This is a genomic window from Mariniphaga sediminis, assembly GCF_003573545.1.
GTDB lineage: Bacteria > Bacteroidota > Bacteroidia > Bacteroidales > Prolixibacteraceae > Mariniphaga > Mariniphaga sediminis.
In genome coordinates, this window is sequence record NZ_QWET01000006.1 from 248,335 (window position 1) to 268,541 (window position 20,207).

Annotated in this window: 14 protein-coding genes; 1 reads left to right on the plus strand and 13 read right to left on the minus strand. The window is 39.8% G+C overall.

Annotated elements, in window-relative coordinates; genetic code table 11:
* Positions 1 to 60: 60 nt before the first annotated feature.
* The 3 genes from D1164_RS10005 to D1164_RS10015 all read right to left on the minus strand — a co-directional run bounded on the left by D1164_RS10005 (position 61) and on the right by D1164_RS10015 (position 3,827).
* Positions 61 to 1,050 carry a FecR family protein gene (locus D1164_RS10005; protein WP_119349829.1) on the minus strand — a complete coding sequence of 330 codons (990 nt, stop codon included), beginning with the start codon at positions 1,048 to 1,050 and terminating at the stop codon, positions 61 to 63.
* A 132-nt stretch (positions 1,051 to 1,182) separates the two neighbouring features.
* Positions 1,183 to 1,746, minus strand: coding sequence for an RNA polymerase sigma-70 factor (locus D1164_RS10010; RefSeq protein WP_119349830.1), 564 nt, complete (start codon positions 1,744 to 1,746; stop codon positions 1,183 to 1,185).
* A 488-nt stretch (positions 1,747 to 2,234) separates the two neighbouring features.
* Complete coding sequence (locus D1164_RS10015; RefSeq protein ID WP_119349831.1) at positions 2,235 to 3,827, minus strand: beta-N-acetylhexosaminidase; 1,593 nt, start codon at positions 3,825 to 3,827, stop codon at positions 2,235 to 2,237.
* Positions 3,828 to 4,107: 280 nt separating this feature from the next.
* On the opposite strand from D1164_RS10015, the gene D1164_RS10025 reads away from it, so the two are divergent.
* Positions 4,108 to 4,974 (plus strand): AraC family transcriptional regulator, encoded by an 867-nt coding sequence (locus D1164_RS10025; protein ID WP_119349833.1) that lies wholly within the window; start codon positions 4,108 to 4,110, stop codon positions 4,972 to 4,974.
* Positions 4,975 to 5,113: 139 nt separating this feature from the next.
* On the opposite strand, the gene murQ is transcribed toward D1164_RS10025, so the two are convergent.
* The 10 genes from murQ to D1164_RS10075 all read right to left on the minus strand — a co-directional run bounded on the left by murQ (position 5,114) and on the right by D1164_RS10075 (position 20,003).
* Complete coding sequence (murQ, locus tag D1164_RS10030) at positions 5,114 to 6,004, minus strand: N-acetylmuramic acid 6-phosphate etherase (RefSeq protein ID WP_241558277.1); 891 nt, start codon at positions 6,002 to 6,004, stop codon at positions 5,114 to 5,116.
* 348 nt (positions 6,005 to 6,352) lie between these two features.
* Complete coding sequence (locus D1164_RS10035) at positions 6,353 to 8,446, minus strand: glycoside hydrolase family protein (protein ID WP_119349834.1); 2,094 nt, start codon at positions 8,444 to 8,446, stop codon at positions 6,353 to 6,355.
* A 17-nt stretch (positions 8,447 to 8,463) separates the two neighbouring features.
* Positions 8,464 to 9,378 (minus strand): dihydrodipicolinate synthase family protein, encoded by a 915-nt coding sequence (locus tag D1164_RS10040; RefSeq protein ID WP_119349835.1) that lies wholly within the window; start codon positions 9,376 to 9,378, stop codon positions 8,464 to 8,466.
* Positions 9,379 to 9,399: 21 nt separating this feature from the next.
* Positions 9,400 to 10,803, minus strand: coding sequence for an arylsulfatase (locus D1164_RS10045; protein ID WP_119349908.1), 1,404 nt, complete (start codon positions 10,801 to 10,803; stop codon positions 9,400 to 9,402).
* 60 nt (positions 10,804 to 10,863) lie between these two features.
* Complete coding sequence (locus D1164_RS10050; RefSeq protein ID WP_172594411.1) at positions 10,864 to 12,222, minus strand: sulfatase; 1,359 nt, start codon at positions 12,220 to 12,222, stop codon at positions 10,864 to 10,866.
* A gap of 104 nt (positions 12,223 to 12,326) precedes the next feature.
* Complete coding sequence (locus D1164_RS10055) at positions 12,327 to 13,364, minus strand: sialidase family protein (protein ID WP_119349837.1); 1,038 nt, start codon at positions 13,362 to 13,364, stop codon at positions 12,327 to 12,329.
* Positions 13,365 to 13,435: 71 nt separating this feature from the next.
* Positions 13,436 to 15,337, minus strand: a complete 1,902-nt coding sequence (locus D1164_RS10060; protein WP_206610975.1) for an FAD-dependent oxidoreductase — start codon at positions 15,335 to 15,337, stop codon at positions 13,436 to 13,438.
* 63 nt (positions 15,338 to 15,400) lie between these two features.
* Positions 15,401 to 17,728, minus strand: coding sequence for a hypothetical protein (locus D1164_RS10065; RefSeq protein ID WP_119349838.1), 2,328 nt, complete (start codon positions 17,726 to 17,728; stop codon positions 15,401 to 15,403).
* Entirely contained in the window at positions 17,715 to 18,644 is a 930-nt protein-coding gene (locus tag D1164_RS10070; RefSeq protein ID WP_119349839.1) for a sugar phosphate isomerase/epimerase family protein, read from the minus strand. The genes D1164_RS10065 and D1164_RS10070 overlap by 14 nt, the downstream gene beginning before the upstream one ends.
* A gap of 15 nt (positions 18,645 to 18,659) precedes the next feature.
* Positions 18,660 to 20,003 carry a Gfo/Idh/MocA family protein gene (locus tag D1164_RS10075; protein ID WP_119349840.1) on the minus strand — a complete coding sequence of 448 codons (1,344 nt, stop codon included), beginning with the start codon at positions 20,001 to 20,003 and terminating at the stop codon, positions 18,660 to 18,662.
* Between the last annotated feature and the right edge of the window lie 204 nt (positions 20,004 to 20,207).

Sequence of the window (20,207 nt, forward strand, 5' to 3'; positions counted from 1 at the left end):
AATATTAATATCACCATCTCATGGTGATTTTGAAGGAAAGTGGTCGGACACTTTCCTTCTTTATTTTGAATATATTTTTACCCTGGAACCTACTATTTCATAATCAAAATCTGATGTTAATTTCATCATATCAAGCAATTCACGCAAGCTTTCCGTTTTAATGGTCATTGTAAACCGGTCTTCCTTGTTAATTCCTTCATCTAATTCGACTGAAACTCCATACCACCGCTCTATTTGCGGAACTAAATCATAAAAAGAGGTTTCAGAAAAAATGATTTCGTTGTTTTTCCATAAGGAATATAACTCGGGCGAAACCTTTTTTACCTCCACTTCACCTCCCCGGATTGTATACCTGGCTTGTTGCCCCGGATTTAATTCTGCCAACCGCACAGCATTTTCTCCCAATATCTCCACCCGGCCTTCCTCAAGGGTTGTTTCCACAAAGGGATCACCGGCATAGCTCCTGAGATTAAACCGGGTTCCTGTTACTTTCACTGTCATTCCGGAGGCTGTCTCAACCCAAAATGGGTTCCCGGCATCTTTCTGTATATCAAAAAACGCCTCCCCTTCCACGCGAACATTTCTGGGATTGGTAGCATCGTAAGTTAAAACGGTTTCTGAATTCAGCCACACACTGCTGCCATCTGCAAGCTGAATCTTTGACTTTTCGCCCGCCGGGGCTTCAATGTGAACAATCGCAAATGTACTTCCCTTAAAAATGTTTTCATAGGTCCAGATACTACCCAAACCAACAGCAACAAGTATAAGAACAGAGGCTGCCACTTTTAATAATAAAGAAACGTTTAAAGTTCCGGAATGGCTTCTGTATTCTTTCAGAGATTGATATAACTTGTCCCAGGCATCATCAATATCAATCTCTGACTGGAATTGTTTAAAGTTGCTTGAAAGGAATATCTTATGCACTTTTCGGAATTCCTCGCGGTTTTCCTCAGAAGCAGAAACCCAATGAATAATTTCCTCGTTTTCCCCTTCTGATGTCTCCTTTTTAAAGAAACGGTAAAGTATTGTATGATCATCAAATCTATCCATCTATTCTTTCTTGTTATATGCTTACACAGGTAAGTTTGATTTTACCCTGACAAAAAATTAATCTTTTTTATGAATTTGGGAGGAAAAACAAATCAGCGTACTTCTAACCGGGGTCTCGATTAACACGCTATTCTATTTTTGCAGAAGGATGAGAATGATAATAACAAGATAATCACTCAACTCTCTTCGTAAGGTAACCAGGGCACGACTCATTTGTGTTTCCACTGTTTTTACAGATATGTGAAGTTTTTCGGCTATTTCCGTATATTTTAAACCGTCAAAACGACTCAAACAAAATATCTCCCTGCATTTCTGTGGCAATGAATCAATGGCCTCATCCACTTTAACCTGAAGTTCGGAATACAAAACAGATTCAAAAGTATGAAAGTCTTCCTTCTGGTTTCTATATGCTATTTCAATAACCTGGTAATACTTTTCTTCCACTTTTTGATGTTCCAAAAAGTTATAACAAAGATTTTGTACTGATTTAAAAAGATAAGGACGAATATCATCATCCAGATTTAATCGATCCCTTTTCTTCCATATACTAAGAAAGGCTTCCTGAACTATTTCTTCTGATTCAGCAGTATCATGAATGAACTTATTTGCAAAACTGCACAGCCTTACATAGTACCTTCTGAATATTAACTCAAAGGTCTGCTCTTCTCTTGACTTTATGCTTTTGACTAATTTCATTCAATACTTCACCTGTGAACCGGATGTATTATACCATCAACAACCTTATTCTAAACCTGGTTTAATGCTTAAAATAAACTGCAAAGAAATATTTCAAGACGTCAAATATACCATTCAACATTATAATTTAAAAATATGCAATAAAATGATATAAAATGCACCTGATGTATTCGATGCAACAGACGGTAAAATGATAGAAACCTTTTGATAAGCCAGAAAGGAATATGGCACAGCGCCACAGTATTTGACTGTTTAAAGTATCGAAAACATTTTGTTGATTTCCTTCAGACGAAAACAATGGATCCTTCTTCCCATGAAAAGAATTATCTGCTACCCTCTCCCTGACGCTTCAAATGATAACGGGTAATTTGTATCCATTTCTTTGCCGTTGACTATCCATTTATCCATTCCTGGTTCGTTCACCCGCCTTACTTCCTGCGGCAATTCGATTTATTGATCCACGTGTATACCTGATACAATCTGTTTTATTATTTCCTGTAATCTTTATAGTTTATACCCCACATATAGAACCTGTTGTATTCGGTATTCATACGTGATTCGAAATTATTGTAGTCCTTCTTTTCTTTAGGGGTCCAGACCATTTCCGCCAAAGCACATATCCGCGGGAACAGCATGAATTCTGCCACTTTTATATTTGATATGAATTCAGTCCAAACACACCCCTGGGCGCCAATAATAAATTTCGACTCATCAGAAGATAATTCTTCGGGTATGGGTTCGTAAGAATATACTTTTTCTAAGGGCAATATGCCTTTATAATAGTTAAAGGGCTCATTGGCTTTATCTTCAGATTGGTATTGTATAAAATATAAATGAGAAAAGGGTGTCATTACTACATTATGCTCCGACTTTGCAGCTTTTACTGCATCTTCTGCCCCGCGCCATGCCATAACAGTAGCATCCGGCGCAATTCCCCCTTCCATTATTTCATGCCATCCTATCAGGCTGCGCCCTTTTGTCGCCAGGTAGTTACTCATCCGTTTGATAAAATAGCTTTGTAGCTGATGTTCATCTTCCAGCCCTTCTTTTTTAATCCGTTCCTGGCAATGAGGGCATTGTTCCCATCTTTTTTTAGGGCATTCATCACCTCCAATATGGATATATTGGGAAGGAAAAAGTGTACAAACTTCATCAAGAACGTCCTCCAAAAAATTGAATGTAGTTTCCTTTCCGGCACAATAAACATCTTCGAATATACCCCATTCTTTGGAGACCTCGTAAGAATCCCCCCTACATCCCAGTTCCGGATATGCTGCAAGGGCTGCCACTGAATGCCCCGGCATTTCAACTTCAGGGATTACTGTAATGTAACGTTCATTTGCATAACTTACTATCTCTTTTACCTGTTCCTGGGTATAAAATCCCCCGTAACCAATACCATCATATCCTGTTACCTCTCTGCCATCATATACCGCGGTTTCATCACGCCAATGGGATATTTCTGTCAATTTTGGGTACTTTTTAATTTCGATCCGCCATCCCTGATCTTCTGTCAAGTGCCAATGGAAGGTATTGAGTTTATATTGGGCCATATAATCAATATACTTTTTTATGAAAGAAACCGGAAAAAAGTGCCTGCCTACATCTAAATGTAATCCCCGCCATGTAAAACGCGGCTGGTCTTCAACAGTAACTGCAGGAATTCTTAACTCTTTGGCATCTTGCCCCAATGGAAGTAACTGTTTCAATGTCTGAATACCATAAAACACCCCGGCATAGTTATTGGCAGAAATGGTAATCCTGTCATTGGATACATCCAACCGGTAACCTTCGTTGCCAAGTGTTTTGTTTTTAACTATCTGCAGCTGAATGGGACTACTTCCATTGTTGAGTTTGATATGAAAACCATAGTAAGTTTGCAGATACTCATTAAAATATTGCGCCATCCATGACAACTCCTTGTCATGTGCTTCAAATTCCAAAGTACACCCTTGCCCTAAAACAAATCCTCCCTCGTTTAATTGCATATATGCAGGTTGGGGAATAATAGAAATATCCTGTGCATGGACTGATGAAACAAATACAACTAATAAAATAGTAAGTTTGATTTTAATTTTCATATAGTTTAATTTATTATTATTTATAGTTCAACAATCCGGCTGGCTTGGTTGTACCGCCTTTTTCCCTCCGTTAATTGCTAATCTTTTTCCCTTTTGCAAATAATTAGTTAGGTACTTATCTTTTCCCGAAAGGCAAAAATACTTTACTCCGAGCCACCACAAATTTATTTCAAAAGACAGCACGCAAACAGTACATTTAACCGGAATAATGATACTTTTACACGGACTCAAAGGGAACATTTATTACTTTTGAAGTAAAAACCGGATATTTATATCAACAATGGAAATATCAGAAATACGCTTATTTAAGGATCCCAGCAGTTCTTTTATTTATTACCATGAAAAAAATCCTTTTTCATTATGGCATAACCACCCGGAATATGAATTTTGTTATATAAAGAAAGGGGAAGGCATCAGGACAATAGGAGACCATATCGACCGCTTTGTTGGTGGCGACATTGTTTTATTGGGTCCCTATTTGCCCCATGAATGGAAGTGTGACCAACATTACTATGACAAAAAAGGTATGTTTACAGGCGAAGGGTTTGCGGTACAATTCCAGGAAGATTTTATTGGAGGCAAATTTTTTTCGCTGCCCGAAAATGCGAAACTAAAAAAATGCCTTAATGATGCTTCCCTGGGATGTTTATTTTATGGGGAGTTAAAAGAAAAAATCATAGAATGCATACTTGAAATGCTCCATTCAGACATTACAGGCCGCCTTTATAAGCTATTTTCAATTTTTAATCTTTTAGCTGAGGTGGATGATTATAAGTTATTATCCAGCCCTTCTTTCCTGGAACCTTATTTAAAAAATGAAAATGAGGGATGGGACAAGGCTATCCAGTATATACTCCTGAATTTTCAGAAAAATATAAAACTTCAGGATTTGCTGGAATTGACGAACATGGGCAGTACTACTTTTTTAGAGTCTTTTAAAAAGCACTACCGGATGCCGTTCAAACGCTACCTCATAAATATCAGGATTGGCTATGCCTGCCGGCTTTTAGCTGACGATGCTTTAAATATATCCCAAATAGCTTATGAAGCCGGCTTTGAGAATCTTTCCAATTTTAACCGGCAGTTCAAGACATTAAAAGGCGTTACTCCACGGGAATATAAAAAACATATATTGGGGATAGGGTAAACCCCGTTTACTAAAGTTCCACACTTTGTTAACCAATATTATCTTAGGCACATAAAAAAAATGTCCTTCGGGAGTACACCATCCAATATTGGGAGAAGGTCAATTGTATTGAATCCTTTTCCCTGAAATGAATTATCCGCTACCCTTTTCCTGATTCTTCAAGTACTTTCTGCACCGAACCATGCATTAACAAAAGCCGACGGGCTTTTTCTTCTGAGAAACCCAGCTCCTCCACAATCATCCGGGTGCCTCGTTCCACCAGCTTTTCATTGGTTAATTGCATGTTTACCATCCTGTTCCCTTTTACCCTTCCTATTTGTATCATCAACGTAGTGGTAATCATATTCAGAATAATCTTTTGTGCCGTCCCCGATTTCATGCGCGTACTTCCGGTAACAAATTCCGGCCCTACAATAACTTCAATGGGAATGTCTACATTTTTTGCCAGGGCAGAGCCGGGATTGCTGGTGATACACGCAGTTAAAATACCATGCTCCCGTGCATTTTTTACGGCGCCTATAACATAAGGGGTACGACCGGAGGCGGCTATTCCAACCACTGTATCCCATTCCGTGATGTTATACTTTTGCAGTTCCTGCCATGAGAGATTTTCATTGTCTTCTGCCGATTCTACCGCCTTACGAATGGCCTGATCCCCTCCGGCAATAATGCCGATAATCAAATCATACCCTACCCCGTAAGTGGGTGGGATTTCAGATGCATCCAATATCCCCAGCCGGCCACTGGTGCCTGCTCCTACATAAAAAAGACGCCCACCCTTTTTTATTCTCGGGACCAGTTCTGTAACCAGTTTTTCAATTTCCGGCATTGTCTTTTCTACTGCCGGAAGCACCTTTTTATCTTCGTTGTGTATTCCATCCAACAACTCCCGAACACTCAATTTTTCAAGGTTGTTGTAGGGCGAACTCGATTCAGTAATACTGTTCATTTTTTTTAATTGAAGATGGTATTCCATCCATTTTAATAAAGGTTCCTGCAAAATCACTCCCGGAACCATATTTCGCTCCAAAAGTACATCTTTTTATGCGATTAAAATGACCATGTATTCTGTGATTCAAGGTCAGGTGTTTCCTGAATAATATTCCGGGAATATTGCAAATTATTATTCTCCTGCAAAAATCCAGCTTTACCTTTTCAAATATTCAAATTGGAAGAAGGTTCAGCCAGAACATAAAAATATGATTGCAACGATGGGAATACTCCATGTACACACATCTTAAATCCTGCTTATTAGCTACTTAGATAATTGATTTTTGGGTATTTAATATTTACTTTTTCCCATTTTTCTGACTTCTTTCTCGTCGACTATTTCATGCGAAGAGATTTTTGCAGGCATTTTTCTACCTAGAAACCAAAATTAAGGGGAAGATTTATCTGTTTTATTAATCCCCGACGGCAAGAATTTTTTCCCAAAATGATCAACAATTCGATTATAAGCTTCTGACGCAGCACCGTTTCCCCAGTCATAAATTGTAAATTCGCCTATCCCTATTCCATCAGGACTTGTAACTCCTCCATGCCCATAATTTTCCATCATAAAACCATAGTCTTTTTCATTGAAAAAAGGCCATACTTTTTCCCATTGTTTTTTCGTGTCGTTGTTTTCAGGGCAGTACATCATTTCGAATGAAGCATACAAAGCGGCAATACCTCTTTCTATATACTCATCCCGTTTTAACTCCTCACCATAACGGATAATTAATTCGGAAAAAAGGCTCTGTCGCGAATCGTTCCATTCGCCATCGGCATTCATCACAGCAAACCCTCCCACAGTCCTTACATAAATATAAGGCGGCTGCCAAGATGCTTGGTACATCAGCAATTCATCCAAAGTTCGCTCTCCCTGATTCAAATACTCCCGATTATCTGTGAGGTAAAAACTTTCGAGCAAAGCTTCTGCTGCCCAAAACATTGAAAGTGTATTTTGCTTATACTGATTATTTCGTTCAGCTTTCTTCCCGACCAGATCTTCCGAACCATATCGAGAACAGGACCAATATGTTTCGAAGTCTTCCCATTGTCCTTCGTACAAAATATTCTCAATAATGGTATTCATCGCCTTCAAGGCAGACCGGCGGTATTTTTCATTTTGTGTAATTTTATATAGGTTCAGAAGAAAAGTAACTGACATGGCCGACTCCGGTGACTCGTTTAAATGCTGCATCGGATGGAGTGTCTCCTGATCGAGCCATCCTGGGAAAAATCCATTTTCAAACTGTATTTCAATCAGGGCATCGGCGTAACGAACAGCATAGTCGAGAAGGCGCTTATCCTGCTCCAGCTCTGAATACCACAAAAGCATCTGATTGGCAGTAAAACTCATATCAAGAATATGATACGGTGAAACACGTGCGTTCCGTGAATAAGGATTTCGATTGGAATTCCCAAAATAATAAGTACCCCATCCTTTTGAGCGGTTGTATTTTTTTTCGTTGATTTCAACCTTTTCCATTTCTGTGGAAATCAGGCCAGGGAAAAATCCATTCTTCTGTGGAAATGCCAAAGCCAGTTCCTTAGTCTTATTTGCATATTCCAGCAATTTTTTATTTTCCGTCCTTTTGGCATACCTGTATAATCCTGATGCCGACCGTAAAGAATTGAACCAAGCCTGGTTCCAAATGGAACGGAATTCTCTTTCGTTTACCTCATCCGGGTAATTGGGACTTTGTGTAGTATTGACAATAAACACCGGGGCTCCCACCTCTTTTCCATTTAGATTAAATTCCTGCCACACGCTTTCTTTCCAAGCATCAAATGCCCAATTATAGGTATGCACCACATATCTCTCAAGATCCACAAAACCAGATACCATGGATCGGAAAGCATTATTTCCCCATTTCTCCCAAAGAAATGCAACCGCATCTCTGAATGGATTCTGAATACTTTCCTTTTTATCTGAAACCAATATGTAAAAGCCGAATTCTCTTTTACCTGGTGGAAAAACTGCACCTGAATCTCTTACAAAAAGAACGTGTTCCCGGACTTTGGATTTGCTCATTCCCAAAGTAATTTTATTGTCGGCGGCGTCCATATCCATATACCAGTTCACCGACGGAATCTCTTGCAATAAGTTAAGATCCGGGATAATTGTTAACTTTTTCTCATCGGAAACAACTATTACTGCAGGTGCGCGAAACGCATGTTGTGCAATAATGTGTTCATCCGTTGGAGTGAGATGCGAAGCCCAATGAAAATCCGGCAAAAAAGCAGGTATTATATTTACCTGCCAATCATCCTGATAAATTGAATCTTTCAAATTAAACGAAACTGACACTTTTACAACATGTTCCGATAGCACAGAATAATGCACATCAGGTGTCTCACCTCCCAGCAGTTGGTAATCAATCGAAGCAACGTATTCATTTATCCATGAAGGGATTTCCGGCTTATAATCGGAACAACTCAGAAAAAAAATAAAAATGGGTACTAATAGCCTTGTTAGGGTATACATCTGACCTTATTATTAGATTAAAATTCTATGCCATTCAATGCTTCTTCAATTATTCTTCGCTCCGGAGACTTAAACCGGTGAAAGGGTTCAGCCATAAAATCGGAACAAATTCCGCATAGAGATAAAGCGCATTTAAGGCCTTTCAAATAACTTGAACCGTAATGGCCGACATTATATATTGAAGCGCTAATTTGCATTACTTTTTGCTGGAGTTTATTAATCTCAATAAAATCTTTTTTTACTGCTGCATTATACAAGTCAACATAAAGTTTTGGATATAGATTTGCACCACCATTTACTCCCCCATGTCCTCCCGTCAGAACAAACTCAGCCATAAACTCCTCAGGACCAACAAAAAAAGCAAAGTCCTTTTTTTCGCGCATCAAGTGCTGAACCTGTTTTAAATAAACCAGATTAGACGAACTATCCTTCAAGCCAATAATCCCAGGAATTTGTGCTGCAGTGTAAACAGTTTCTGGTGAAATTATTACCTTGGTGTGAATGGGCATATTATACAAAAAAAGCGGCAACGGTAATTGCAAAACAAGTTTTTCCAGATATTCCAGCAGCTCAGGCTGAGCGGTCGCAAAATAAAAAGGTGGTGCCAATACAACCGCATCAGCGCCACAATCAGCTGCAAAAGCAGCAAGATTAACGCTTTCAGCAAATGCAGAATCAGTTATACCAACCAAAACCGGGACACGCCCATTTACCAGCCCGCAGGTTTTCCTGATTAATTCCCTGCGCAGCTTATAACTTAAACTGGCAAATTCTCCAGTTGTGCCTAAAATAAAAACTCCGTGCACCCCGCCTGCAATGGTGTGCTCAACTAACCGCTCCAATCCTTCAACATCAAGCGTGTCATTATCAAGCAAAGGAGTAACGAGTGGAGGGATAATACCAGTTAAAGGCATTTTTAATTTGCTTTGCATGTGTTGTTATTCTATTAAATGTTATTCATTGTTGTTCTTTTTCCAGATTGGCCCGCCCTGATATTTTACACCTACGGAGTAACGTTCACTCGGCACATGGGCTTCGTCCATTATTTTTTCTATTTTACTAACAATTTCCGGATAACTTTCAGCTAAATCATTAGTTTCTCCCATATCATTATTTAAATCATAAAGCTGAATTTTTGCATGTTGTCCAAGTCGGATTCCCTTCCAGTTTTCAAAGCGAACTGCCTGATCGTACCTGTCCCGGCAATGTCCATAGTCCCAGTAAAGGTATTTATGTTTTTTCGCCTGCTTTTTCCCGGTAAGTCTATTTACTACCGAAATGCCATCTGTTGTTTCAGGCGGAGTTACTCCTGCCAATTCAGCAAAAGTGGACATCATATCCTGAAAGGCAATAATTTCATTGCTGGTTTTTCCTTCCGGAATTCTTCCGGACCACCGAGCGATAAAGGGCACACGAATTCCTCCTTCTGTCAAGTCTCCTTTATACCCACGAAAAGGACCATTTGTATTAAAATCTGTCCAAATTGCACTATGTCCACCGTTATCACTTGTAAAAATTATCAGGGTATTGTCTCCCATTCCTAATTCATCAACCAAATCAACAATACGACCTGCATCCCGGTCTAACATGTGAACCATCGCCGCATACTTTTTAGATTGTTCATCCCAATTTTTATCCCCGTAAGGTTCTGTAGAAGGAACAGTAAATCTGTCTTCATCTTCCGATCGTGATGAAAAATGAGGTAAGGTAAAAGCAACATACAAAAAAAACGGTTCACTGTGCGAGTCTCGGATAAATTGTAACGCCCGATCTGTGATTAAGTTATGACTGTAATGTTGTTTAGTCTCAGTATTTCCAGGAAGTTCACACCGGTAATTATTTTCTGGACGATAGCTGTCGTCCAGGTATTCTGTATAATAATAATGTGCATGATCCTGGTTTAAATAACCAAACCACATATCAAACCCCTGATTTGTAGCGGCCCCGACAGTACCGGCGTCACCCAGCGACCACTTGCCCACACCGCCACACCGGTAACCGGCCTGCTTTAGAATTTCGGCAACGGTAACATCGTCTTCCTGAAGGTAAGTAGAATAATGTGGAATATTATCGCGGGCTGGGGTATGCCCGTTGTGAAGCCCGGTCATTAGTACACTTCTTGAGGGAGTGCATACGGGGCCTCCGGCATAAGCCTGGGTAAAACGAATTCCTTCAGAAGCAAGTTTATCAATATTTGGTGTTTTAATTCTTTCCTGCCCGTAGCAACCTAAATCACCATAACCTAAATCATCAGCCATTATAAAAATAATATTGGGATTATTACCTTTATAATCAGAAGCTTTTATCAAGCAAACGCTAAACATACTACTGAATAGAAAAAATATTGTTCTTAACATATATTTGAAAACCATATATCTAATATTTATTGTCCTATTGAAAATTTGAAATATAATTAGTTATTCATCTCTATATCCTTCAGTATAGTTTGGATTTAAAGAGTGCATAACCGGATCCATTTTTTTTAGCCAACTGTCAAACGCACGTTTTAATTCATTTACTTTCTCAGGGTGACTATCAGCCAGGTTTTGGCTTTCATTTATATCGTATTTTATATTGAATAATTCAATCTTTTCGGGATCATAGTGCTCTATAAGTTTAAAATCACCTTTACGAATTGCATAGCCAGGCATTTTAGCCTGAGGACTGTAATGGGGATAATACCAGCATAATTGTTCCCTTTTCAAAGTTTTGCTATGCCTCAGCACAGGAATAAGACTTAATCCATCAATATCTTTGGCAGGTTTAACTCCTTTGCCAATTATTTCCATAATGGTTGGATAAATATCGTCACTGATAACCGGAACATCGCAGGTAGTATTTGCTCCAACTTTTCCTGGCCATTTAATAATCAAGGGAACACGGATACCTCCTTCATAAAGGAATCCTTTCCCTTCTCTCAACGGCTTATTGGATGTCGCTCTTTGTTCTCCTCCATTATCACTATAGAATATTATAATCGTATTATCCGATAAATTCATTTTTTGTAGTTCAAACAGAAGACGGCCAATGTTGGTATCCATATTTTCAATCATTGCTGCATACACCGCACTTTTTTGGGATTTATTTTTTTTTAGTTTTTTTTCATATTTCCTTACCAGAGAATCAGGAGCTTCTAAGGGTGTATGTACGGCATAATGAGATAAATAAATGAAAAAAGGACGTTCTTTATTATTTTTAATAAAATGAATTGCTTCATCGGTTAGCCGATCGGTCAAATATTCACCCGGTTCTCCTTCCATCATATTCTTAATCTTAGGGTTCCAGTCTGAGTTTGGATTTTTATATGGTCCCCAATATGTAGGAGGGCTTCCGTGTTCATACCCTGCAATATTAATGTCGAATCCTTGAAGAGTTGGAAAATATTTCTCTTCTTTCCCCACATGCCATTTTCCAATACTAATTGACTTGTAGCCAAGTGATTTCAATGCTTCAGGAATCATAATTTCATTTAAATCAACATACATTTTATCATCTGGAGGTATAATCCGCCCGTGTTCCGGATAACGATGCCGTCCAATAGCGGTAATGTGCCCTGTAAACTGAAGATGCGCAGGATTCTTACCGGTTAATATACTCGCACGCGTTGGAGAACAAACAGCACAAGCCGAATAGGCATTTGTAAACATCATTCCTTCTGATCTCAGTTTGTCGATGTTAGGTGTTTCATAGAACTTACTCCCGTAGCATTGCAAATCCTGCCATCCTAAATCATCTATCAGAATAAAAAGGATATTGGGTTTTTGCTTTTTTGCCATGAGCTGAAAAGGTGAAAAAAGAGCAACAAAAGAAATAACAAATACAAAAAAGGAAAATTTCGACATTTTCATCTTTACTTTCTTAATAGAACTCGTATTATAAATCATATAAAAACCAATTGGACATATTTTACTGTTTTCCTATTATAGGTATAAGTAATATGAATTGTGCCATCAGTTCCCTGAATAATTGCAGGATAACTAAATTCCCCTTCAGGCTGGTCTTCAAGGACCAATATATCTTCCCATTTTTTACCATCATCAGATAATAAAAGCGAAAGCTTATTTCGTCCTTTTTCAACAGGATTACAAATTAGCAGGTGCTTTCCGCTATTCAGCGTTACAGCATCGAAACCCGAGTTGTTATTGGGAAGCGATGTGGCCTGAACCGACAACCACGTTTTCCCGTTATCATCTGACCATGTTTCAACAATACTTTTTTCTTTTGAGCGGCAAAGCATCTGAATTTTCCCGTCTTTATGAAACAGAATGGCAGGTTGAATTGCATTGAATCCATTGTTGTCAATTTCTGTCTTTTTCCAGTTGTTCAGGTTCTGGTCGGAAGTTTCAGTATAAATTGTCCAATATTCATTTGTTTCATAACTTGTAGGATACAGAATGGTGCCATCAGCCAGCCTTTCCGGTTTATTTTTTATAGGTCCCAAAAGATTATCGGGAATTGGAATTTCATCTGACCAGGTTTTTCCGTTGTCTTTTGATATTTTGTACAATCCCCACCATTCACGTGGACTGGGCCCGACTTTGTAATAAAGAATAATATCTCCGTTATCTCTTTTAAACAGAACCGGGTTCCAGCAAGGATACCTTAGTGTATCATTTATTATCCCATCTGCAACAAGTACAGGAGTACTCCACTTTTCGTCTTTTCTTTCAGACGTGTAAATACAAACGTCCGGGTTCTTTTCTTTGGTACCTCCAAACCATGCAGTTAACAGTCCATCTCCTGTTTCTACAATTGTTGAGGCATGGCATTGGGGAAACGGCGCATTCTCATATATAAATTCAGAAACTATAATCTTAGGTTCTATTTCGCCTGATGACTTCTTGCTACTGCATGCACACGGAAATGTTATACCTATTGCAAAAAATATAATAAAAATGTAATAAAAAAACTTTTTCATAAACTTAATTTTTGAACTAACTATTAATTAAAATGTCCTTTTTCAAATCATTAAAGGATTGTTTTAAAAACTTATTCATACCAATTTTTACCAATTCCATTTTCCATTAATACTTTTAATTTATTCAAATGGTTTTGATAGACTCCTCTGGGAGTTGTGTTGTTTTTTCGCGCCAAAGATGCAGCCATTCCAACTACCTCACCCATCATGCCGGTTGTACGCATAACACGCACTGTACCCAGCGCAACATGTGTTACACTGATGTTTCGTCCGGCCATAAACAAATTATCAATATTTCTGGAATATAAACACCGGTATGGAACTGCATACGGTTCTATTTTAACATGTTTTGCTTCTGACAGAAACGGCTCTTCATTAAAACCTTTCAGGGCAACCGGATAATGGAGGTCAATGGTCCAGGTTGCTGTAAAACTTGCATCGGGGAATTCTACCTTGTTTAAAAGGTCTTGTTCTTTTAAAATTGCATCGCCAAGAAGCCTGCGTGATTCGCGTTTTCCACCGATGTAAGCCACCCACTTTAATTGACAGCCATTGTATTTTTCCTTCTCTTTGCTTTTGTTTTTGAGATAGGACCAGTTCCCAAAAACAGCACGAAGTCCGTAATCTCTTATGTACTCAATATCTTCAACCTGATCCCAGTAGAATCCGGTTTCCCAGTCCCAGTCGCCGCGTATAAGGTGCTGAACAGTTTCTTCGTTAAACTGAACAGCCCAGAAGCATTCGGGGAAGGAAGAAGGTTTATCCAGATTTTCCGCATACCACTGCACCGAAGTACCCATTACCAAATCGTCCTCATTTTCAGGAGCACTGGGTTCTCCGGTTTCTTTTTTGCTTTCCCTTCCCATCCTGAAATCGGCTCCGGCTAAAAATCCAAGATTACCGTCGCCAGTGCAATCGGCAAAAAGTTGTCCCTTAAATTTCATCTCCTTGCCGGTAACAATATTTTTTCCGGTAACAGAGATGATTTTGTTTCCTGATTTTTGGGCCTCAAAAACATGGGTATTTAGAAACAATTCGATGTTTTCCTCCGCCTCAACTATTTTCTGTTTTTTATCGTCGCCATAGTTGCTCTGAGGGCCGGCATTGTGAATTTTCTTTTCCGGATTCTTTTCAATCACCTCCAAAATTTTTTTACTCCTTTCCATTTCCGGCTCACGATTGGCTTCCCAAAGGGCCCAGTAGCCGACAGAGCCAATTTCATCAACCAGTTTTCCGAGGTTGGGATAGGGTTGTTGAAAAATGAGTCCCGATAGTCCTACACGTACTTCGGAACTGTTGTTGCCGCCAAGCACCGGCCTATTTTGAATCAACGCCACTTTGCATCCCAATCTGGCGGCACTAATTGCAGAAGTGATTCCCGCCATTCCACCACCCACTACAACTAAATCGAATTCGCCGGCCAGTTGTGGTTGTTCGGGAAGATTCAGATGTGCAGCACGGAAATCTGCCAGCGCATCATTTTCATTGGGAGGAATGAATTCCGTATTTTTTGTCAAAAAAATAGCATCACAGCGGCCATTGAATCCGGTCAAATCATGCAGTTCGATTTCAACCTGCCCTTTGTTTAGTTGAATTGTACCACCTTCCTGCCAGTGCCATTCCGATCCCTCTGTGCCGAATGATACTTTTAAAGGTTTTTCATCGAACAGCAACTGAAACTTTCCGGGAGTTCCCGGAACACCCCACGGGGCAACCCAGTTTCGGGTGCGCACCCACACCCGGTATTCTCCCTCTTCGGGGATGCTAATCTGCGTTGTCGCATTTTCAACCGGAATTCCCAAACCGTGCGCCATCATATAAGGTGAACCCATTTGATCCATACTTTGCTGGTCGATTACCCAACCGCCCCTGTTTTCAAAGCTTTCGGCTTCAATAAAAATTATTTGGGCATTTATTGAGAATGTTCCTAAAAATATCAGAGAAATTGTTGCTAAAATTTTGTGTTTCATCATTGATTATTAGTTTCGTCATCAAGACTTTTACATACATCTAATTACGTTGGTAAATTGCAGTATTTATTTTCTAATTATCCAAACTTCTGCAACGGGTGCTCCCCTCTCTCCTTTTGCACATGTCCACGACAATTCCATTTTGCCCGATGAATAAGCTTCCCGGGGAAGGTTAAACTCCTGAATGGGTTTCCCTTCAGTGTTTATAAAGTTATGAACAATGTATTTTCTGTTGGCCACAAGTTTTATTTTCGACTGCCCCCTGCCTATTCCACCCGTGTAATTTATACGGATATTATATGCTGAACCAGGGTCAAGGTTTTCGTACACCAAAACCAAAGGTTCCTCGTAAAGTGTACCCATCTGAACCTTCCAGGAAACAGGCATCGGAACCGACCCCCTGATGTAATTCCTGCGTGGATAAAAATGCGTTCCGGGATCTTCTTCAGCTTTCTTTTTTGATTGTACCCGGTTAAAAGATGCTTCTGTACCCAAATTGTCATAAAAGCCTCCGGGGCCAGGATTAGTGCGGTTTAAAATTTTGTTAACCATTTGCAACCGTTTAAGCTCGCCTGATACGCTTTTTATCACCTCAAACTGACTTAAAAGCCACTCCGAGTTATTAAGAGAGACGTCAATACGGTCCACAAACTCACATTTTTGAAATTCTGACATCCATCGTGGATTCGCTCCCTCAAAAAGAGAATTATACAACTCATTGATTTTCATCTTATAATCATTTTCCACAGGATATTCAGCAGCTTCATTCAGCACTTTCGTTGCCTGGGCAATAGATTGCATTGTGCCCAAATTCTGCGCATCCCGTAAAACTTCCATTGCTCTATATTCCAACACATTTTCATACATCAGACGTTGTTTCTGGTACGCATCGTAATAAGCCCTGATAAGCCCTGACTGAAAGCGTGGGTTTTGCAGAACTTCAGGTTCTGCCATTTGTTCCATCTCCTGCCATTGCAAAAGGGTTTTTTCAATATTTTCGTTTTCAATCAGCGGCCCCTTAAGGTTTTCTTCCAGAGCAAGAATACCCTGAGCAATACTTTCAGCATAATCAGGTCCAATAAACAGCCGGGCATAGTCACGAAGAGTTTCTACAACAGGTATATCCGTGTTCCAGTCCTGGTCACTCCATACAAATTTATTCACATCATCGCTGTTTCCTTCTGAATAAGGACGTGCGCCGACAACCAGATTAGCATATAAATTATGAATATGCTTAAACCCTGTCGGACGTGGCTGAATTGACATCCTACTCAGTGTATGGGCAAAAACCCAGTCCAATTCAGGAGCAGGATACTGGCAACCAAACAAATGAGTGATATCCGGAAACCGGCGAACAGGAATATCTTCCCTTACAATATCTCTTACTTCATCGAGAGGAACCCGGGTCCACGGACCAAATACCACGCCTCCAAACCAGGGATAGTCCTTGTTAACATACTCAAAAAAAGAACGATACCATTCCTCAGTCGCTTTTCCTTTGTTATTATTTTGAGGGGAAACCCAAATCCTTGCATCAGGATGATATTCCAACAGGACTGGAGCCAGTTTTTCGAGCCAGTTAAATAAAACATCGGGTTCCAAATCACCCGGATCGCCACCGGGAACAAAAACTTCGTTTAGTTTTGGCATATTCCTGAATATTGTTTCTCTTTTTTCCAGCTCCTTTCTAATTCCTTCAGCTGACTGAAAATCGTCTCCCACATTCGCCATATATATAGAAATATCCATACCATATTTCATGGCTAATTTTGCTTCAGCCGGGCTGCTAACAGAAACATGGTTTAATCCGAAATAGATTAATTCTCTGAGATATTGCTCAAAAAGAGATTTTGTCTGAAACATACTGTCGCCTGTAAAATGGTACGTAATATGATGGCCTCGAATTGGCATCTTCGGAGATGACGAAACAGACAATGAATCCGGTAACCTGATGTCATTATTTTTTAATTCCATTTTTCGAAGCAGGTATCCAATACCGTACATTACACCGCGCTTGTCAAAACCTGCAACCAATATGATCTTATTATCAGGAAGCATTGTAATTTTATACCCTTCCGGGCTTGTTGTAGGAAGCTTTTTTAAACCTGATTCAAAATCTTCCCGTAACGATGAAATTTCGTTTTCCAATCCAACTACAATGGTCGGGGTACGAAAATTATCGGGATCTGTCCCCATAGGTAAATGAACACCTGCCTTCAGTGCAATTTCGTCATGAAGCATTTGCGCAGCCAGCTTGGACTTTCCACTACTCATAGCAGGATAAAAAATTGTACAATCCGTAAAATTTATATACCGGGCTTGCAAACTACCTGCAATAAATACTCCTAAAAACGTTCCTGTTAATATTCTTAAAAGTCTTTTATTCTGTATCATTTTCAAGCACATTTCGGCAATACTCAACACATTTTGCAACTTCTGTAATAGCATTCGAATCTTCAGACACAGGGTATTCCAATTCAATATCGCAAACTATTGGCCATTGTTTTTCTTTTATGAGATTCAGAATTTCAGTAACAGGCGTATCTCCCTGTCCAAAAGGCCGGTTTGTATCTGGCTCGGCAGCATCCGGACCAGTTTTATCTTTAATGTGGATACTTGCAATCCTTTCGTGCAACTTTTCAAGAATAACATTGGGATGTGTTCCTGTTGCTCCGTAAAAATGCCCCACATCGAAGTTTAACATCATCTTGGGGCTGTAAGCAAGAAATTTTTCGAAATTAAAACCGGGGGTTCCAGGTTGACCGTGATTATGGAAAATGACGTACAGGTTATGTTTTTCGGCAAACGGAGCCAGGCGTTCTGCTGCTTCCTCTGAAATTTCCATGGTAATTCCCATTGCCCCGAGAGCCCTGCACACATTAAACGCATAATCGATTTCTTCGTCAGTCCAGCGTCTGCACCGCATTTTTACAATATGAATGTTGACTCCCTTATCGTTAAACATTTTGCGGATATTTTTAAATTTATCCATTGAGACCGTTTTGCGCCATTCTTTTATTTCCTCCCGATCTTCCGGTATGCCGGCATACGCTTCTAGTGGCGTTCCCATCAGTTCAACCGACCCAATTCCCGATTTTACGGCATAATCCAAAATGGCAGGCAATGACTGGTCGGGCATACTCCGATAGCTATAAGTTATCGTTCCAATTTGTACTCCTTGAAAATTCGATTTATTTTTCCCTGAAACACAGCCATTTACCAAGAAACCCAAACACAGACTAAACACTAGAATAATACCTGGCAAGGCAAATGAATGGAGTTTTTTTGTTTTGAATAATTTTTTTTTCATCACTGGTATTATTTATCAGAGTGAATAAGGATTCCTGTATTGATAACCATAAAGCCGGTGTGCTTTTGCTTCCTTATCATCGCCAAAACTTAACGTTGCCGGGTTCCATTTTACCGGACGTTGAAGTTCTGTAGCAATATTTGCCAAACAACAGAGGGTGTTGGTACTGCATCCTACCTCTACGGGTGCAATTGGGTCTTTTCGTGATCTGACCGCATCGATGAAGTTTTGCATGTGTGGAGAACTCACCTCATATTCTCCCTCGGCAATCTCTTTTTCTTTTTTTCCCAGCAACGACGGGTCAGAACTTTCAATGTAACCTCTCATCACATTAACCCATCCTTTGGTTCCGTTAAAACCGATTCCGCGGCTCCCTCTTTTTCCCCCGTCTCTCCAGTTTTGTTCGGTCATTATTATGCCATTTTGATATTTCATGGTCAGGTATTCTGTATTGTTATAACCTTTAGGTATAAACTCACATGGACCTAAACCATCCATTCCAATGGCAGCCTGTGCTATATCGAACATGTGGGCTCCCCAGTCGGCGGTATAACCGTTTCCAGTTTCCCTGTACCATCGCCATGCTCCCCAAAGTTGCTCATCTTTTTCCGGATTGATGGAAATTGGAGGACATAAGTCGGGATGGTAGTGAATTGCCGGATCATTTAACGGTCCCATCCAAAGATTCCAGTTTAGACCTGAAGGAACCGGCTGTTCAGGCAAATCGAGTGGCTTTGGCGAATCTCCAACCTTAACATAAATGGATTCAATATGTCCGATTGCCCCGCTTCTGACCAGTTCAACCGCCTGCTGAAACTCTTCACTTGAACGCTGCTGGCTTCCAACCTGTAAAACCCGGTTATTGGCACGTACTGCTTTAACCATTTCAAGTCCCTCTCGGATAGTAAATGCCAGCGGTTTTTGTACGTAAACATCTTTGTTTGCCTCGCAAGAGTGAATAGTCATTAACGCATGCCAGTGATCAGGTGAAGCAATAGATACGGCATCAATATCCTTCCGTTCCAGTAGATCTTCATAAAACTCGTACATATCGCACCTTTGCGGTATGTTTTGACCTGCCTGCCAGGCTTCCACCTTATTTTTAAAACGAATACGTTTCAGGTTATCAACATCGCAGCATGCAGCTACCTGCACTCCCGGACAACCGGTAAAGCTATTAAAATCGGAAATTCCCTGCCGCCCCAAACCAATAAACCCTAATACTACCCGGTCGCTTGGCGCAATTCGTTTTCCATTTGCCATTACCCAACCGGGTAAAATGGTGAGTCCTGTCAATCCCAGCGCTGAGTAGCTTAAAAACTTACGCCTGTTCAGTTTAGCACTCTTCTTCTCTTCCATAACTTAACTTTTAAATTCTTCTTTTTTTGGTGTAATAAATATCCATGAGATCCAATCGATTGAAATGATCTTCGAGCCTCATCCTGAATTCAATCCAGTTTTTTTCACCGGTTCTTGACCAGCCTACTTCAGCCAAAGCAATAATCCGCGGAAAAACCTGTTTTAAACTGAAAAAAAGGAAACAACTACAGAAATCAAAAAAAC

Excerpts from the sequence above, each read along its gene's own strand:
- D1164_RS10050 (WP_172594411.1), bottom strand. The coding sequence starts at position 12,222 with ATGGCAAAAAAGCAAAAACCCAATATCCTTTTTATTCTGATAGATGAT.
- D1164_RS10010 (WP_119349830.1), bottom strand. The coding sequence starts at position 1,746 with ATGAAATTAGTCAAAAGCATAAAGTCAAGAGAAGAGCAGACCTTTGAG.
- D1164_RS10025 (WP_119349833.1), top strand. The coding sequence starts at position 4,108 with ATGGAAATATCAGAAATACGCTTATTTAAGGATCCCAGCAGTTCTTTT.
- D1164_RS10045 (WP_119349908.1), bottom strand. The coding sequence starts at position 10,803 with ATGTTAAGAACAATATTTTTTCTATTCAGTAGTATGTTTAGCGTTTGC.
- D1164_RS10055 (WP_119349837.1), bottom strand. The coding sequence starts at position 13,364 with ATGAAAAAGTTTTTTTATTACATTTTTATTATATTTTTTGCAATAGGT.
- D1164_RS10075 (WP_119349840.1), bottom strand. The coding sequence starts at position 20,003 with ATGGAAGAGAAGAAGAGTGCTAAACTGAACAGGCGTAAGTTTTTAAGC.
- D1164_RS10005 (WP_119349829.1), bottom strand. The coding sequence starts at position 1,050 with ATGGATAGATTTGATGATCATACAATACTTTACCGTTTCTTTAAAAAG.
- D1164_RS10070 (WP_119349839.1), bottom strand. The coding sequence starts at position 18,644 with ATGAAAAAAAAATTATTCAAAACAAAAAAACTCCATTCATTTGCCTTG.
- D1164_RS10040 (WP_119349835.1), bottom strand. The coding sequence starts at position 9,378 with ATGCAAAGCAAATTAAAAATGCCTTTAACTGGTATTATCCCTCCACTC.
- D1164_RS10065 (WP_119349838.1), bottom strand. The coding sequence starts at position 17,728 with ATGATACAGAATAAAAGACTTTTAAGAATATTAACAGGAACGTTTTTA.
- D1164_RS10035 (WP_119349834.1), bottom strand. The coding sequence starts at position 8,446 with ATGTATACCCTAACAAGGCTATTAGTACCCATTTTTATTTTTTTTCTG.
- D1164_RS10015 (WP_119349831.1), bottom strand. The coding sequence starts at position 3,827 with ATGAAAATTAAAATCAAACTTACTATTTTATTAGTTGTATTTGTTTCA.
- D1164_RS10060 (WP_206610975.1), bottom strand. The coding sequence starts at position 15,337 with ATGATGAAACACAAAATTTTAGCAACAATTTCTCTGATATTTTTAGGA.